The organism is Sphingomonas sp., from assembly GCF_017304635.1.
Classification (GTDB): domain Bacteria; phylum Pseudomonadota; class Alphaproteobacteria; order Sphingomonadales; family Sphingomonadaceae; genus Sphingomonas.
Window position 1 is genome coordinate 1 of the sequence record NZ_JAFKMA010000002.1, and the last position, 17,230, is coordinate 17,230.

Genomic DNA, 17,230 nt, shown 5'->3' on the forward strand with positions numbered 1-17,230 from the left:
GCGAGGGACTTCACCTCCTGCGCGACCACTGCGAAACCGCGCCCGGCATCGCCCGCGCGCGCCGCCTCGATCGTCGCGTTGAGCGCCAGCAGGTTGGTCTGCCCGGCAATGTCGCGGATCAGACCGAGGATACTCTCGATCGACTTGGCGTGATCGCTCAGCGCCTCCGACATGCCGACCGCGGCGCCGGCTTGCGAGCTCGCGCGATTGGCGATCTCGGCCGCCGCCTCGACTTCGGTGCGGGCATCCTCGATCGCGCGGATCAGCCCGGCCGCCGTCTGCGCCGCCTCGCGCATCGCCACCGCCGACTGTTCCGCCGCCGCCGCCACTTCGCTCGTCTTGCCCAGCATCCCGCGGGCGGCGGTCGAGGTGCGCAGCGACTGGTCGCGCAGCTGGTTGCTGTCGGCGCTGGTCGTCTCGACGACGCTGGCGATACCGTCGCGGAATTCGGCGGCGAGCGCCTCGCGCGCGGTCTGCGCGCTATGCTCGACATAGGTGTTGTAGAGCGCGACGGTGATGTCGCCTTCCATCGCCGACAGCCGCAGCAGCGTGTCGATCATCACCGGCAACCGCGCGTCCTCGCGATCGACGTGGCGCATCAGGCTGTCGAGCGCGGCGCGGTCGCTGGCGTTAATCATCGACAGCAACGCCTCGGGTTCGACCTTGCCGGCATAGGCGGCGGCGACCGACCGCGCGATCGATTCGACCCAGCCGCGCTCGGTCGTGGCAAGGAAACGCTGGCGCAGGAATTCGACGCCCAGGTCGATCATCTTCGCAGTTTCGTGCGGTTGCCAGGTGCGGTCGTCGGAGAAGCAGCGCAGCCATTGCTTCCAATAGGCTTCGGAAATGGCGTGGATATCGGTCTCGATCACCGCCCAGACGTCGCGGCTGGCGCTGGCGAGCGAGCCGTCGAAGTCGAAGATGCGCAGCCGTTCCGACAGCCGGACCTTGGCGGCCATCGCGTCGGCGGGGGGCAAATCACTGGGGGTCAAGGCAAACAGCTCCGCTTTGGGTTCGCGTCCGGCGTACCGCGCGAGTGGTTAAAGCCGGGTTAGAACACGGGCATGACTTGCATCGCGAGGCGCGGGGGGTAAGAGGACGCAGCCATTCCTGCAGGGGACTTTACTTGGCCACCAAGCCGTCCAAGCCCGATCGTCCGATCTCGCCGCATCTCAGTCATTACAAATGGGGGCCGGCGATGCTGGTCTCGATCCTGCACCGCGCGACCGGCGACGGCATGGCGACCGTCGGGTTCCTGCTGTTCACCGGCTGGCTGGCGGCGCTGGCGGGGGGCAAGGAAAGCTACGACTGGTACATGTCGTGGTTCACCGGGCCGGGCTGGAACGTGCTGGGCTACGTGCTCGGCGTCGGGCTGACCTTCGCGCTGTTCCAGCACATGATGAGCGGCATCCGCCACCTGGTGCTCGACACCGGCGCCGGTTACGAGCTCAAGACCAACAAGCTGGGCGCGATGCTGACGATCGTCGCGTCGGTGGTGCTGACGGCGTTGTTCTGGGGCGTGCTGCTCCACGGCGTCCTCTTCCCGGGAGCGAAGTGATGGGCGACGGTACCGAACTCGGCCGCGTCCGCGGTCTGGGCAGCGCGCACGAGGGCGCGCATCACTGGTGGCGGCAGCGGATCACCGCGGGCTCCAACCTGTTCTTCCTCGCCTGGTTCATGATCTCGCTGACCCGGCTCGCCGGGTTCGACTACGATTCGGTCCATGCCTGGGTGAGTTCGGCCTGGGTCGCGGTGCCGCTGATCCTGCTGGTCATCTCGACCTGCTGGCACGCGCGGATGGGGCTGCAAGTGCTGATCGAGGATTATCAGGCCGACGAAGGCCGCGTCATCGCGCTGGTCGCGATGGAATATTTCCTCGGCGTTATCGCGGTGACCGCGATCTTCTCGATCCTGAAGGCGGCGCTCGCGCCGGTGCTATAAGATGAGCGACGCATATCAGATCATCGACCACACCTATGACGCGGTGGTCGTCGGCGCCGGCGGTTCGGGCCTGCGCGCCGTCATGGAATGCGCGCAGAACGGGCTGAAGACCGCCTGCATCACCAAGGTGTTCCCGACCCGCAGCCACACCGTCGCCGCGCAAGGCGGCATCGCCGCCAGTCTGGGCAATATGGGCCCGGACCACTGGACCTGGCACATGTACGATACCGTCAAGGGGTCGGACTGGCTCGGCGACCAGGACGCGATCGAATATATGGTGCGCGAGGCGCCGGCCGCGGTCTACGAGCTCGAACATGCCGGCGTGCCGTTCAGCCGGACCGAGGCGGGCAAGATCTACCAGCGGCCGTTCGGCGGCATGATGCAGAACATGGGCGAGGGACCGCCCGCGCAGCGCACTTGCGCCGCCGCCGACCGTACCGGCCACGCGATGCTCCACGCGCTCTACCAGCAGAGCCTGCGCTTCGACGCCGATTTCTACATCGAATATTTCGCGCTCGACCTCATCATGGAGGGCGGGGAGTGCAAGGGCGTCATCGCGCTCTGCATGGAGGACGGCAGCATCCATCGCTTCCGCAGCCACGCGACCGTGCTCGCGACGGGCGGCTACGGCCGCTGCTATTTCTCGGCGACCTCGGCGCACACCTGCACCGGCGACGGCGGCGGGATGGTGCTGCGCGCCGGGCTCCCGCTTCAGGACATGGAGTTCGTTCAGTTCCACCCGACCGGCATCTACGGCGCCGGCGTGCTCATCACCGAGGGCGCGCGGGGCGAGGGCGGGTATCTGACCAATTCCGAGGGCGAGCGGTTCATGGAACGCTACGCCCCGTCCGCGAAGGACTTGGCGTCGCGCGACGTCGTGTCCCGCTCAATGGCGGCGGAAATCCGCGAAGGCCGCGGCGTCGGCCCGAACAAGGACCATATCTACCTCCACCTCGACCATATCGATCCGAAGGTGCTGCACGAGCGGCTGCCGGGGATCACCGAGACGGGCAAGATCTTCGCTGGCGTCGACCTGACGCGCCAGCCGCTGCCGGTCACACCGACAGTCCATTACAACATGGGCGGCATCCCGACCAATTATCACGGTGAGGTCGTCCACCTGAAGGACGGCGATCCCGACGCGGTGGTCCCTGGCCTGTTCGCGGTCGGCGAGGCGGCGTGCGTCAGCGTCCATGGCGCCAACCGGCTCGGTTCCAACTCGCTGATCGACCTGGTCGTGTTCGGCCGCGCGACCGGCAAGCGCATCGCCGACATCCTGAAGCCGAACACCAAGCACGGCGCGCCCGTGACCGCCGCCGACGACAAGGCGATCGCCCGGCTCGACCATTTCCGCAACGCGAAGGGCGCGAAGCCGACCGCCGAGATCCGCCTCGATATGCAGCGCACCATGCAGAAGCATTGCGCGGTGTTCCGTGACACGGCTTTGCTCGACGAGGGCGTCACGCACATGGACGCGGTGTACAAGTCGCTGGCGGATGTCGGCATCACCGACCGCTCGCTGATCTGGAACACCGACCTGATCGAGACGCTCGAGCTTGACAATCTGCTGAGCCAGGCGGTGGTGACGATCCGGGGAGCGGCCAACCGCAAGGAAAGCCGCGGCGCGCACATGCACGAGGACTTCCCCGATCGCGACGACGCCAACTGGATGAAGCACACCATCGCGACGTTCGAGGGCTGGGGCGGCAAGGGCGGCACGGTCGCGCTCGATTACCGCCCGGTCCACGACTACACGCTGACCGACGACGTCGACTACATCAAGCCGAAGAAGAGGGTGTATTGAGCTTGGCCGAGGCGATCAGCGTATGCTGACCGCCGCCCGCGGCCAAGCCCGGCCGGCGCGGCACCAGCCGCGACCGACGGCATGGGCTTTGCCCATGCCGCTACTCCGCGAACATCTCCTGCAAAATGCGAAGTACGTCGCGTATCGCTTCCGCATCGAGTTCGCCCAGCAGCTTGCGGGCGCGCCGGCGATCGATCGCGCGGACTTGTTCCGGGATGATCCGACTATCCTTCCCCTGAAAGCGAATATCCACCCGATAGCGGGCAGGACGACTCCCACTGGTCAGCGGCGCGACGATGACCGTCGGGAGCCGCGCGTTGAGCTGATCCGGCGATACGATCAGGCACGGTCGAGTCTTCTGGATTTCGCGCCCGACCGTCGGATCGAGCGCACACAGCCAGATCTCGCCGCGCTTCACCAAGTCAGCTCGTCGTCGCCGTCGTTGCCGAAGCCGAGCCAGTCGCTTTCTTCTTCGGTCAGGCCGTGTGCCGCGACGCGTTCCGCATCCTCGGCCCAGCCCTCGCGAACCTTGCGCACCGGCGTCGCGATCAGCTTGCCGTCCTCCACCCTCAGATCCATCTGCGCGCCCGTCGTCACGCCGATCTCGCCGAGCAACGCCCGCGGCACGATCAGGCCAGTCGAATTTCCCATCTTGCGCAAGGCGGTTTGCATGGCTGTCTCCGTTGATACTGCCGTATCAGGTGTCAGTCGTAAGCACAATGTTATAACGTTGGCCGAGCGATGAGATAGTCGCCGCTTGACCTTTTGCGTCACTGCGCCACCACTCGTCCCACACTAACGGGGCAGCCACCATGCGCAATCATTTCCTCGACCGCCTGACCGTCACCGCCACGGCGCTGTTGCTTGCGAGCGGGGTCGCGATCGCGGCGGCGAGCGGGCAGTCGGGCTATTCGGCGCCGCAGCACACGACCGGCTTTCCCGGACTGGTCGGCGGCGACAACCAGGCCGCGGTCGACGCGTCGCTCCAGGCCGGGCCGGAACTCGAGCGCGACCGCTCGCCGAAATGGCTGCTCGACGATCAGCGCAAGCTCGACCGCGCGCTGGCGGCGCTCGGCCCGCAGAAGGCGGGGCAGGTCGATGCCTATGTCGTCGTGGTCGGGCTCGACAGCGACCCGATCTTCGGCCGCGAGGTGCGCGAGGCGGGGAAGGTGCTGAGCCGCCGCTACGGCGCGGTCGGGCATACGATCGTGCTCGCCGGGACCGACGGCAACGGACCGTCGACCCTGCCCAACGGCAGCCCGCGCAACCTGGCCGTCGCCCTCGCGCGCGTGGCCGAACTGATGGACAAGAAGCAGGACGTGCTGGTGCTCTACACCGCTGGGCATGGCGCGAAAGTCGGGCTGGCCTATCACGACGCCGACGACGGCTTCGGCATCATCCCGCCGGCGCGGATGGCGCGGATGTTCGACGAGCTCGGTATCCAGAACCGGCTGCTGATCCTGTCGGCGTGTTTCTCTGGCATCTTCGTGCCGACGCTGGCGAACGAGAATACGGCGCTGTTCACCGCCGCTTCGGCCGATCGCACCTCGTTCGGCTGCCAGTCGGACAAGGACTGGACGTTCTACGGCGACGCCATGATAAATCACGCGCTGCGCCAGCCCGTTCCGCTGGCGAAGGCCGGCGAGGATGCGCGCGCGCTGGTGGCGCAATGGGAAGGCATGGGCGCGAGCATGGGGATCATCCCGTCGCAGCCGCAGATCGCGATCGGCGCGAAGGTCGATACCTGGCTGAAGCCGCTGGAGGCGCGCATGCCGCATACCGCGACGCCGATGGTCGGCCGCCCGGCGATCACGATCTTCGACCAGGGGAAATAGCGGCGGCGCGTCGTCCGTCGCCGCCCGGCGTCAACTTGCGCCGCCATATGATCCAACTTTGCCCGATCGCTTCGACGAAATACGCGCCGAATGCCGCCCGATGAACGTTTTGGCGGCGCAACGGTTTAGCGTAACCTAAGTTACACATTCCGCGCGACCGGCGCGGCGATCCGGGAAGGGGGGCGAACGATGGCGGTGCGCAAGACGACGGCAACGGCTTCCCCGCCGCCCCCGGCCAAGCCCGCCCGCCAGCCCGCGGCCGGCCCGTCCGCCGACGACAGCGGCACGCGCACCCGGCAATTGTGGCTGACGCTGGCGATCGTCGCGCTGGCGGTGTGGATGGCGTGGGAGTTCCTGATCCCGATCGCCTGGGCGGCGGTGCTGGCGATGGCGGAATGGCCGCTCTACGCCCGCGCGGTGAAGCGGTTTCCGCGGCATGCGACGCTGATCGCATTGCTGTTCACGTTGGCGACCGCGTTGTTCGTGATCGGCCCGCTGTCGCTGGCGGCGGTGACGCTGGCGCAGGAGAGCCAGGGCGCGATCGACTGGTTCCAGGGGGTGCAGCAGCACGGCCTGCCTGCGCCCGCCTGGCTGCCGGGCATTCCGCTCGCCGGGGGCAAGATCGCGGCCTGGTGGCAGGAGCATCTGGCCGATCCGCGCGGCGCCGCCGCCATGCTGGGATCGGTCAGCACGGGATCGATCCTCGCCTGGATGCGATCGATCGGCGGCGAGCTGGCGAAGGACACCAGCCTGTTCGCGATCACGCTTATCATCATGGCGACGATGCTGACGCAGGGGACGCAGATCGACGGGCAGGCGCGCGTCGTCGCGCGGCGGATGTTCGGCGCGTTCGGCGAGGATTTCCTGGCGCGCACGATCGGTGCGGTGCGCGGCACGGTCAACGGCACGGTGCTGGTGTCGGTGGCGGAGGGTGCCATCATCGGCGTCGGTTACTGGGTCGCCGGCGTGCCGCAGCCGTTGCTGTTCGCGACCTTCACGATCCTGTTCGCGCTGGTGCCGTTCGGTGCCTGGGCGGCGTTCGGGCTGGCGAGCGTGATCCTGCTGGTCCAGGGGCATGTCGTCGCGGGCGTCGCCCTGTTCGTGTTCGGCACGATCGTCATGGCGATCGGCGACAATTTCGTGCAGCCGGCGGTGATCGGCAACGCGGTCGAGCTGCCGTTCCTGTTCGCGATGATCGGCGCGCTGGGCGGCCTGGCGGAACTCGGGCTGGTCGGGCTGTTCGTCGGGCCGGTCATCATGGCCGCATTGCTGATCGTGACGCGCGAATGGCTGGGGCCGGAGACGGCGAGCGAGGAACCGAAGCGACGACGGCGCGGACCGGTGGTGATCCAGCGCAAGGGCCGCGCGGGTTAGCGGCGGGCGCTGGCAATGTAGGAAATGCCGTGCCAGGCTGGGCGACGTAGCGCCGGTCCGGGCTAGCGGGCGCAGATCATCGCCGCCGCGTCACCTTCGCCAACTTCGGCGGCCGCGCCAACGAAAAGGAGCGCCCACCTTGGCGGTGGACGCCCCGTATTCCTCCCGGCGAAGAGTTTTAGAACTTGGCTTCGACGTTGAAGTTGAACGACCGGCCCCGCGGATCGGCCACGCGCGGCTCCCACGAACTGCCCGCACCCGAGTTCGAGTCGTAGGTGATCGCGAACGGCGGATCGGTGTTGAACAGGTTCCGAATGCCCATTGTGAACTTGTACCCCGGAATGCCGATGAAGCTCAGCGAGGCGTTGTAGACGATGTAGTTCGCCACGCGCGGGTTGTAATCCGGCCGCACCACCGTGCCGTTGGCGATCCCCGGCAACGCCTGGTTCTTGTACCCGTCGCGGAAGATCTGCGTCAGCGTCAGCGACCAGTCCTTGTTCGCGTAATTGACGAAGATGTCGTGCTTCCACTTGAGACCCAGGTCGCCGGTCAGCGTGAACACGCCGATCAGGCTGCCGCCATAGGGCGCGTTGGGCACCAGCTTCTCACGCTTCTTGAGCAGCAGCGTGCCGTCGAGCCCGGCGCTGAACGATCCGCCCAGTGCGTCGAACCCGCCGTGCGCCGAGAAGTCGATCCCCTGCGTCCGCCGCGCACCGGCATTGATGTAGGTGTCGTCGAGCGTCACGATCGTTCCCGTCGAATCGCGGATGAAGCGATCCGGGAACAAGGCGGCGTTGCCGATCAGGTCCTTGAGCGCCAGGATCGTGATCGTATTGTCGACGTTAATCATCCAGAAGTCGGCCGACGCGCTGAAGTGACGCGACGGCGTGAACACCACGCCCCCGGTGAACTGCTTCGAAGTTTCCGGCCCCAGCGTCGACTTGCCGCCGGTGTCGACGTTCGGCTGGATGATCGCGCAGTTCGGGTCGGTCGTGCTGACCTGCAGGCTGGGACACTTGATCGGATCGACCAGATCCTTGCCCTGGTATGGCGATTCGGTGACCCCGTTATAGATCTGGTTGAAGGTCGGTACGCGGAACCCGGTCGAATAGGACGCGCGGAACATCAGCCAATCGAACGGCTTGAACTTGGCTGAGACCTTCGGGTTCTTGGTGGTGCCGAAGCCCGTGTAATCGTCGATGCGACCGGCCAGGTTGATTTCCAGGCTCGGCAGGATCGGGAACTGGATTTCGCCATAAGCCGCCTTCACCGTGCGGTTCTTCGGGGTCAGCGCGTTGACGTTGTCGAACGCCGCCAGGAAAATCGTCGGCTGCCCCGCGACCGCCGCGGGCGAGCCGTTGAAGCTGTAAGTCTCACGCCGATAGTCGACACCGACCGCCAGCTGGGCGTCGCCGCCCGGCAGCTTGAACAGCGGACCCGACACCGACGCGTCGGCCTGACGTACTTCGTACTTGCCGCCGTACAGGACGACGCCCTTGGCAGAGACCGCCTGCAACCCGGCCAGCGCCGCGTCGCTCTGGGTGAGGCTGAACGGGTTGATGAGGCCGCTGTTGAGCAGGCCGATCAGGCCCGGCGCGCTGGCGCCGGGCGCGGTCGGCGCCAGCGTGTCGACGACATACGCCTTCGTCGTCGGGTCCTGCTTGGTACCCGAATAGTAATAGCCGTTGCCCAGCGTCGAATTCGCTTCCGACCGCGCATAGGACGCGCCGACATTATAGTTCCACGGACCGGTGATCGGCCCTTCCGCGCTCGCGGCGAGGCGGAAGGTCTTGGTGTTCGTCACATACTCACGCGTGCCGCACGCGACACAACGCCAGCGATAGGCGATCGGCTTGCCGTAATTTGCCGCGATCGACGGGAACAGCGCGACCAACTGATTGTAGACGGCATTGTAGGTCGGCGCGGTCAGCGAGTTGAGCGGATAGCCGACCTGACTCGTCGTGGTGTTGACTGACACCTGCGCGTTGGAGAAGCGCTTGGCCGACGTGGCGTCCGATCCCGTCACTTCCAGCGCGATCTGGTGGCGGCCCAGTTCGACGACGCCGCGACCGTAATAGGTCAGCGTTTCCAGCGGCTGCTGGATGACCGCCGCACGACCGGTATCCCACGCGCAGGCATAGCGCGCCGTCGGCGTCGCCCACAGCGCGTAATCATACGCCATGCCGCCATCCATCGTCTGGCAGCCGGCGCCGCCGGGCAGGTTGAGCAGGTTGATGCCACCGGTCGCGGTCGTCGTCGTGCCCGGGATCAACAGGCCGCTCAGCACGGTGGAACCGCTGGTCCCGCCCAGCAGCGTGCCCGACTGGTTCATGTAGCTGCCGGGATTGGCGGGGAAGATCGTCGCGATCGGCGTGCCGCGAGTGTCGATCGACAGGCCGCGATTGGGCTGGTTGCCGTTAACGAAGGCCCGGTCGTAGCCGTTGAGCACCGTGTTCCAGCTCTTCGACACCGCGCCCATCACGTTCCAGTGCTGCGTCGCGAGGTCGCCGAAGCCGATCGTGCCCGACAGGCGATAGATCTCGCCGCCGCCCTGTTCGGTGACGTCGGTGAAGCCTTGCAGGTCGAGGCCCTTGAAATTCTTCTTGGTGATGAAGTTGATGACGCCGCCGATCGCGTCGGTGCCGTAGATCGCCGAGGCGCCGTCCTTGAGGATCTCGACGCGGTCGATTGCGGCGAACGGGATCTGGTTGACGTCGACCGCCGACCCCTGGAGCCCGTGCGCCGCGACGCGGCGGCCGTTGAGCAGGATCAGGGTCGCCGCCGAGCCCTGGCCGCGCAGGTTGGCGGCGCTGAGGCCGTTGGTGCCGCGCTGGGCGCCGGTCACGACGTCCGAGTTCGACGCCAGATTGTCCGCCCCGTTGCCGTTGGCGGCGAGGAAGCTGATGAGCTGTTCCGGGCTGGAAATGCCGTTGCGCTGGATTTCCTGCGTCGTGATGATCTGGAGCGGCAGCGCGGAATTGTTCGGATCCTGCTTGATGCGCGATCCGGTGACGATGATCTCGCGGTCGCCATTCTTGTCCGACTTCGATTCGTCGGCGGCGATGTTCGCGCCGGTATCGGGCGTCGCCGCGCCGGTCGGCGTGGACGCCGGCGGGGTCGTCTGATCGCTGCCCGTGGTCTGGGCGTGCGCCAGGGTCGGTAGGGCGCACAGGGCGGCGAGGGCCGTCCCCGTCGCGAGCAGGTGGCGGAGCGAAGTCGAAGCGGTCATGTCTGCTATCCCCCAGGGGCGCCGTTCCCGCGGCACCCGATCGGGACATTTAGCAACAAAACTGTCGCTTATTGCCAGCCCTCTTTTGCGCCGGACGGGCCGCGGCCACGCATTTCGTAACCGGTTGCAGAAAATTGTTGCGTCGATGCAACACGCATATTGACGTCATTCGCGCAAGCGGGGAGCTTGGGCGGATGGAGTTGGCCACCGACCCCGCCGCTATCGCGCCGCGTGCGCCGACGCCCGAACAGCTCGCCGCCGCGGCGGTGCCGCGCGACTGGCGGCGTTACGGCCTCTATCTGCTGCTCGGGTTTTCGGCCGGGCTGCCGTTCTACATGTTCAACGCCGTGCTGCTGCTGCGGCTGGCGAAGCACAATGTCGACATCGTCACGGTCGGCTATTTCGCCTGGGTCGCGTTGCTGCCGACGTTCAAGTTCGCCTGGGCGCCGTTGCTCGACCGCGTGAACGTGCCGGGGTTCGGGCGGTTCTTCGGCAAACGGCGCGGATGGATCATGCTCGCGCAGCTCGGCATCTTCGCGTCGATGGCGGGGATGGCGTTGACCGCGTCGGATGCCAGCCTGCCGCTGACCGCGCTGTTCGCGACGTTGCTCGCGTTCTGGACTACCACGCTGGAGATCGCCGCCGATGCCTGGCGGATCGAGATCGCGCCGACCGCCGCCGAACAGGGGCCGATCGTCGCCGCGAACCTGTGGGGCTATCGCAGCGCCATGGCGGCATCGGGCGCGGCGGTCGCGATCGTTCCGCATTCGAGCTGGACGACCGCGTATCTGATCGTCGCGATCGTTTCGGTCATCGCCTTTCCGATCCTGGCGATGATGAAGCCCGATCCGTCGAGCGGCGGGGGACGTGCGACCGCGCTGGCGACGGGCACGTTGTTCAGCGCGGGCGTGCTGGTCGTGACAACGGTGGCGACGGCGGCGATCGGCTGGGTGCTGCTGGCGGCGGTCGCGTCGCTGGGGATGAGCGATCCCAAGGTCATGACCTACTGGGTGTGCGGTATAGCGCTGCTGCCGTTCGTGGCGCTGGGCATCGCGGTGCCGTGGCTGCAACGCCTGCCGCCCGATGCGCCGCTGCGGCGGTCCCCCTCGGTCGGGCCGTATGTCGACGTCGCGTGGCGCTATGGCCTGGTGATCGTGCCGATCCTGCTGTTCGTGTCGGTGTACCGGATGGGCGACGTGATGGCGCTGACGCTGTCGCACCCGCTGTTCAGTTCGCTCGGCTACGGGCTGGAGCAGATCGGGATCGCCGACGGCGTCGTGTTCATCGTGTCGAGCATGGCCGGCGTCGCGCTCGGCGGCTGGCTGGCGGCGAGGGCGCCGATGGGCTGGGCGCTCGCGATCGGCGCGGCGGTGTCGGCGATCAGCAACTGGGTGTTCGCCTGGCTCGCGCACCAGCATCCGGGGGGCGCGACGCTGTTTTCGGTGTTCGGCATGGCGGTGACCAGCGGCGACATGAAGCTGTATGTCGCGATGGCGGTGGACCAGTTCGGACACGGCTTCGAAGGTGCGGTGTTCGTCGTCTACCTCTCGCTGCTGGTCAATCCGCGCTATCCGGCGGCGCAATATGCGTTGCTGTCGGGGCTGGCGTTCCTGTTGCCGCGGCTGCTCGCCGGTCTGTCGGGCACGTTCCAGAAGTCGATCGGCTATGATGGCTTCTTCGTCATGGCGGGGACGATGAGCCTGGCGGCGATCGTGTTCCTGCCGCTGATCCTGCGCGCGAAGCCGCGGGCGGACGACGCATGATCGACATCGACGCGGCCTTCGCGCCGGCGGCTGCGGCGGTGGCGGCGGGGGACGTGCCCGGCGCGACGCTGGGTATCGTGATGGCGAGCGGCGAGCGCGCGGTGCGGTTTGCCGGGCACGCCGCGCTGGTGCCGGAGGTGGAGGCGCTGACCGAGGACCACTGGTTCGACCTCGCTTCGGTGTCGAAGGTGATCGCGACGACGACGATGGTGCTGCGGCTGGCCGACGAGGGTTGGATCGATCTCGACCGGCCGCTGACCGACGCCTTGCCCGACTTGCGCCAGTATGACGTCACCAATGCCGCCGAGCGCAAGCTGACGTTCCGCGATTGCCTGGCGCATCGCACCTTCCTGCCGGCGGTCGAGCCGATCTACACCTATGGCGACGATCCACGGCGGTTGCGGGCGTTCATCCTGCAACGCGAATGGCGGCATGGCCCGCCGGTCTATTCGGACATCAACTTCCTGCTGCTGGGTTTCGCGATCGAGCGGATCACAGGCCGGTCGCTGGCGGACTGGCCCCTGGGCGCGGGGCTGACCTACGGCCCGCCGCCCGGCCCGGCGGTGGCGACCGAGTTCTGCCACTGGCGCGAGCGCGTGCTGAAGGGCGAGGTGCATGACGAGAATTGCTCGGCGCTGGGCGGGGTCGCCGGACATGCCGGTCTGTTCGGGACGGTCGCGGGGGTGCTCGATTTCGCGCACGGACTATTCGCCGGCAGCGGGGCGACGGCGGGGATGCTGGCGAACATGCGGACGCGCCAGTTCGAGCATCGCACCTGCGGCTGGGACGGCGCGCATCCCGGCTGGCCGGGGGGCAATGCGTGCTCGACCGACACGATCGGGCATACAGGCTTCACCGGCACCGGACTGTGGGTCGATTTCGGGCGGGGCGTCGCCTGGACGTTGCTGACCAACCGCGTCCATCCCTCGCGGCACGATCCCAAGGCGGCGAGCATCTTCAAGCTGCGGCCCGCGACGGGCGAAGCGGTGATCGCGGCGTTGAGTTAGACGGTACCGGCCCGCTCCCCCACCCGACCGCCCAGACATTTTATCGTGTGGGCGGTCGGGTGGGGGAGCGGGCCGGTGCCGCGACGATCAGACGTAATGCGGCTCGGGACGGTCGAACAACTGCTCGTAATGGACCAGCACCGGCCGGTTGCCGATCGGCACCGGCTGCCCGTCGCGGAAGGCCCATTCGCCGCGGTCGCAATCTTCCGCGCGGACATAGCCGTTGATGTAGAGACGGCGCAGGTGATCCGATGAATTGAGCCCGGAGGCGTGGACCAGATACGGGTTCCACATCGCGATGTCGCCCGGCTCGAGCACCAGGTCGACCTGAGTCGCGGGATCGATCCCGGCGGCTTCCAGCGCCGCATCCTCGGGCGACTGGCCGAGCACTTCGGTCGAGACGTCGAGGTCGACCGGGCCGGCCGTGTGGCTGCCCGGAATGAAGCGCATGCCACCGGTCGCCGGGTTGTGCGGATCGATCGCCAGGCCCGTCTGAACGTACGAACTGCCCAGGTTGCGATAGGCGGCGTCGGGCTTGCGGAAGCGCGAATCCTGGTGCCAGGCGAAATCGCCGCGGCTGTTGGGCAGCTTCCAGTGCAACTGGTTGATGATCTGCTTGAGATTGTCGCCGATCAGGGGTTTCAGGATCTCCACCCAGCGCGGATCGCGCCGCGTCTCGTCCATCACCGCATTGTGATAGGACGGCCATTGCGCCATCGGCACATGCGGGCGCCCGTCGGGGCCTGGCTGCACGTTGTAGAACAGGTTGCCGTGGCGATAGCTGCGCCCGTGCGCGACGCCCTCGGCATAAATCGCGTCCATCGCCGCGCCGATCCGGGCGACTTCGTTGGGTGAAAAGACGTTGCGGACAATGGCGTAGCCCTTGTCGTGATAGTCGCGGATATGATCGCTCATGAACCGGCGTTTTAGTTCGCTGCGGCGATCAATACCAGCGCGGCGTCCATCGCTTTCGTCGCGCTGGCATCGGCCGGCATGTCGTTGGCGATGATCGAGAAGGTAAGCGCGCGTCCGCTCGCCGCCGTCATGTAGCCCGAGAGCGCGTTGGTCGCATTGATCGTGCCGGTCTTCGCAAACAGCTTGCGGTCGAGGATCGTGCCGGCGAACCGTCGCGCCAGCGTGCCGTCGATCCCCCCAACCGGGAGCGTGTCGCGCCACGCCGTGCCCCACGGCTGAGTCGCGATCCAGCGCAGCAGCGTGACGACACCGCGCGGGCTGACGCGGTTGTAGGTCGACATGCCCGATCCATCGGAAAGGTCGAACGCGGTGCGCGGCACCCCGGCCTGCGCCAGCACGCGCCGCACCGCGACCTGTCCGTCGGCGATCGACCCGCTGCCCGCGACCAGCGCGACACGGCGCAGGAACAGTTCGGCATGCAGGTTCTGGCTGACCTTGTTGGTGATCCGCACGTCGCCGGCGAGCGGGGGCGGGGTCAGCTTCGCGAGCACCGGCTCGGCGGGCGGGCGGGCCGGGGGAGCGGCACCGCGCACGGCGGGATCGTCGGCGGGCAGCAGCGGGCGGTGGCGCACCGCGATCGCACCGGTCACCCGGACGCCGCGCGCGCGGAGCAACGCCGCCAGCCGCCACGCCGCATACCGCGCCGGATCGTCGATCCCGACGCGCAGCCGCTCCGGCCTGGCATCCACGCCGATCGTTCCGGTCAGCCGCAGTTCGTATGTATTCGGGGCGCGGTCGAAACCGACCGCACTTTTCGCGCCGGCCACCGTCATCACGCGATTGTCGACGGTGTAGTAACCGGGCAGCGCGACCGTTGCCGGCGTTCCCGCCGCGCTCGGCATCACCGTCACCACCGCTTCGTTGTCGTCGATCGTCAGCGCGGAGATGCCGGTGCCCGACCGCGTCGGGATGTTGTTCCAGCTCATCCCCGGGCTCCAGCGCTCGTCGGGGAACAAGGTGTCGTCGCCGATCACGTCGTGCACCACGCGCGTCTTCGCCGCCACCGCGTCGGCCAGCGTGCCCAGGCAATCCGTTTTGCAGTCGTCGGCGCTCGACAGCCGGGCGTCGCCGTTGCCGACCAGCACCACGTCGCGCCCCTCCAGCCGCACCGCGGCACCGCCGGTCGCATCGGGGCCGGTCATGTCCGGCAACGTCGCCCAGGCCGTCGCGGTCGTGAAAATCTTGGTGTTCGACGCCGGCATGAAGCGGTTGTCGGGCGATATCGCGATGACCTCGCGCCCCTGATCGTCCACCACGTAGAGCCCGAACCGCGTCCCCGTGCCGGCCTGTACCAGCGCCGCCTCGACCCGTGTGCGCAGACCGGCATCCTGCGCCGCGACCGGCATCGCCAGCGCCAGGCTCACGATCAGCGAAAGTGCCCCTTTCAGCATGAGGCGCGACGGTAAGGCTTGCGATGACGCGCGCAAGTCGGGAAAGTGGCGCCATGTCCTGGCTCCGCCGTATCGCCACCCTGTGCGCCATCGTGCTCGGCATGTCCGCCGCCTCGGCCGAGCTGACTCGCGCCATCCTGATCCGCGGCGCGCGCGTGTTCGACGGGACGGGAGCGCCCGCCACGGTGGCGGACGTGCTGGTCGTCGGCGACAGGATCGCCGCGTTCGCGCCGCATCTCCACCGTCCGGTCGGCGCGCGCGTCATCGATGCGCGGGGCATGACATTGCTGCCCGGCCTGCACGACCTCCACACGCACCTGCGCGCCCCGGCGTTCGACGCGCCCGACGATATCGGCAAGGCGTATGCCGAATATCTGCTCCACGGCGTCACGACGGCGAACGACTATTCGCTGTCGGGCGAGATGCTCGCGCCCGTCCGCGCGCTGACCGCGCCGGGCGGGCTGGCGGCGCCGCACCTGGAGCTGGCGGTGCGGATCGGCGTGCCGGGCGGGCACGGGACCGAGTTCGGCTGGGGCGATTTCTTCACGCTGCAGGTCTCGACGCCCCGTTCGGCGCACAATGCGATGCGCACCGCGCTGGCGTACAAGCCCGACGTCATCAAGGTGTTCGCCGATGGCTGGCGCTATGGCAGCGACCCCGATCTCAACAGCATCAATGTCGAGACGCTGAGCGCGATCGTCGCCGACGCGCACGCCGCCGGCATCCCGGTCATCACGCACACGGTGACGCTGAAACAGGCGAAGATCGCGGCGACCGCCGGCGTCGATGCGGTCGGCCACGGCGTCGGCGATGCGCCGGTCGACGACGAGCTGATCGGCCTGATGCGGCGCAACCACACCGCCTATATCGCGACGCTGACGGTGTACGAGCCACAGGAGGACCGCCAGTTCCTGCCCGGCGAATGGACGCGGCTGGCGCCGCCCGAACGCGCGCGTGAGGAAGCGCGGATGGCGAAGCCGCTCCGGCCGATCGAGGCGTATGATGCGAAGCGCTGGGCGATCATGCAGGGCAATATCCGCACGCTGCACGCCGCCGGTATCCCGATCGGGATCGGCACCGATTCGGGCATCACCGGCACCTATCACGGCAGTTCGGCGATCCGCGAGATCCGGCTGCTCACGCAACTGGGCTTCACGCCGGCGCAGGCTTTGATCGCCGCGACCGCGACCAGCGCCGCGATCATCCGCACCGACAAGGTGGAGGGCACGATTCGCCCCGGCATGCGCGCCGACCTGGTGCTCGTCGGCGGGAAGCCGGACGAGGACATCGCCGCGCTGTACGATGTGCGCCATGTCTGGGTAGCGGGGCAGGAGCAGGACTTGCCGGCTTTGCGCGCCCGCGTCGATGCGCCCGCGCCGACCCCGATGCCGGCCGCGCGGATGCCGGGGCCGATCGATACCGGCGCGCGGAACGACGGCCGCACCGACCTCGACACGCTGCCGGTCGAAAGCACCGAGACGGGGACCGATCACAGCAACCTGATTTACGTCCGCCCGACCGATCCGCGCGCGGGCAAGAAGCTGATGATCGTCGCCAAGATGGGCGGGCGCGACCGGCCTTATGCGCAATTGCTCGTGCCGCTGACGCGCGGCGGGATCACGCTGGCCGATGCGAGCGGCTTCGCCGGGATCGCGTTCGACGCGCGCGGGGCGGGCAGCTTCTCGCTGGCGCTCGACCAATACGGCCTCCAGCCCGACGACTGGCGCCACGCCGACTTCACCGCCGGCGATGCGGTGCAGGAAGTGCGCATCCCGTTCGCCGCGCTGACCGGCGACGCGCCGTTCGACGCGACGAAGCTGCGCTCGCTGCTGATCCGGCTGAAAGGCGATCCGGGTGCCAGCGCGTGGCTAGAGATCGGCAATTTGCGTTTCTACAAGTAGCGACAAGTCC

Annotated in this window: 14 protein-coding genes; 8 read left to right on the forward strand and 6 right to left on the reverse strand. The window is 67.8% G+C overall.

The window, feature by feature from the left end:
* The coding region (locus J0I47_RS07035; protein WP_294046684.1) for a methyl-accepting chemotaxis protein at positions 1-959 on the reverse strand (959 nt) is incomplete at its 3' end.
* 167 nt (positions 960-1,126) lie between these two features.
* Here J0I47_RS07035 and sdhC point away from each other — a divergent pair.
* From sdhC to sdhA, 3 genes are read left to right on the forward strand one after another with little or no spacing between them, the layout of a single operon-like run.
* Complete coding sequence (gene sdhC / locus J0I47_RS07040) at positions 1,127-1,558, forward strand: succinate dehydrogenase, cytochrome b556 subunit (protein ID WP_294045928.1); 432 nt, start codon at positions 1,127-1,129, stop codon at positions 1,556-1,558.
* The gene (gene sdhD / locus J0I47_RS07045) at positions 1,558-1,941 is read left to right on the forward strand and encodes a succinate dehydrogenase, hydrophobic membrane anchor protein (RefSeq protein WP_294045929.1); all 384 of its coding nucleotides are present in this window, start codon (positions 1,558-1,560) and stop codon (positions 1,939-1,941) included. The genes sdhC and sdhD overlap by 1 nt, the downstream gene beginning before the upstream one ends.
* A gap of 1 nt (position 1,942) precedes the next feature.
* The gene (gene sdhA, locus J0I47_RS07050; RefSeq protein ID WP_294045931.1) at positions 1,943-3,745 is read left to right on the forward strand and encodes a succinate dehydrogenase flavoprotein subunit; all 1,803 of its coding nucleotides are present in this window, start codon (positions 1,943-1,945) and stop codon (positions 3,743-3,745) included.
* A gap of 100 nt (positions 3,746-3,845) precedes the next feature.
* On the opposite strand, the gene J0I47_RS07055 is transcribed toward sdhA, so the two are convergent.
* Entirely contained in the window at positions 3,846-4,163 is a 318-nt protein-coding gene (locus tag J0I47_RS07055; RefSeq protein WP_294045932.1) for a type II toxin-antitoxin system PemK/MazF family toxin, read from the reverse strand.
* Positions 4,160-4,417 carry a hypothetical protein gene (locus J0I47_RS07060; protein ID WP_294045934.1) on the reverse strand — a complete coding sequence of 86 codons (258 nt, stop codon included), beginning with the start codon at positions 4,415-4,417 and terminating at the stop codon, positions 4,160-4,162. Before J0I47_RS07060 ends, J0I47_RS07055 begins: the two co-directional genes overlap by 4 nt.
* Positions 4,418-4,557: 140 nt before the next feature.
* Here J0I47_RS07060 and J0I47_RS07065 point away from each other — a divergent pair, with 140 nt between their 5' ends.
* Entirely contained in the window at positions 4,558-5,580 is a 1,023-nt protein-coding gene (locus J0I47_RS07065; RefSeq protein ID WP_294045936.1) for a C13 family peptidase, read from the forward strand.
* 189 nt (positions 5,581-5,769) lie between these two features.
* Complete coding sequence (locus tag J0I47_RS07070) at positions 5,770-6,954, forward strand: AI-2E family transporter (protein WP_294045938.1); 1,185 nt, start codon at positions 5,770-5,772, stop codon at positions 6,952-6,954.
* Between the two features lie 178 nt (positions 6,955-7,132).
* Here the strand turns inward: J0I47_RS07070 and J0I47_RS07075 are convergent, their stop codons facing one another.
* Positions 7,133-10,183, reverse strand: a complete 3,051-nt coding sequence (locus J0I47_RS07075) for a TonB-dependent receptor (RefSeq protein ID WP_294045939.1) — start codon at positions 10,181-10,183, stop codon at positions 7,133-7,135.
* A gap of 194 nt (positions 10,184-10,377) precedes the next feature.
* Here J0I47_RS07075 and J0I47_RS07080 point away from each other — a divergent pair, with 194 nt between their 5' ends.
* On the forward strand, positions 10,378-11,946 hold the full coding sequence (locus J0I47_RS07080) for a permease (protein WP_294045941.1): 1,569 nt from the start codon (positions 10,378-10,380) through the stop codon (positions 11,944-11,946).
* Complete coding sequence (locus tag J0I47_RS07085; RefSeq protein WP_294045942.1) at positions 11,943-12,953, forward strand: serine hydrolase; 1,011 nt, start codon at positions 11,943-11,945, stop codon at positions 12,951-12,953. The genes J0I47_RS07080 and J0I47_RS07085 overlap by 4 nt, the downstream gene beginning before the upstream one ends.
* 87 nt (positions 12,954-13,040) lie before the next feature.
* On the opposite strand, the gene J0I47_RS07090 is transcribed toward J0I47_RS07085, so the two are convergent.
* On the reverse strand, positions 13,041-13,868 hold the full coding sequence (locus tag J0I47_RS07090; RefSeq protein ID WP_294045943.1) for a phytanoyl-CoA dioxygenase family protein: 828 nt from the start codon (positions 13,866-13,868) through the stop codon (positions 13,041-13,043).
* An 11-nt stretch (positions 13,869-13,879) separates the two neighbouring features.
* Positions 13,880-15,292 carry a D-alanyl-D-alanine carboxypeptidase/D-alanyl-D-alanine-endopeptidase gene (dacB, locus tag J0I47_RS07095; protein ID WP_366809871.1) on the reverse strand — a complete coding sequence of 471 codons (1,413 nt, stop codon included), beginning with the start codon at positions 15,290-15,292 and terminating at the stop codon, positions 13,880-13,882.
* An 80-nt stretch (positions 15,293-15,372) separates the two neighbouring features.
* Between dacB and J0I47_RS07100 the strand changes: the two genes are divergently transcribed.
* On the forward strand, positions 15,373-17,220 hold the full coding sequence (locus tag J0I47_RS07100) for an amidohydrolase family protein (RefSeq protein WP_294045945.1): 1,848 nt from the start codon (positions 15,373-15,375) through the stop codon (positions 17,218-17,220).
* The last annotated feature ends 10 nt before the right edge of the window (positions 17,221-17,230 follow it).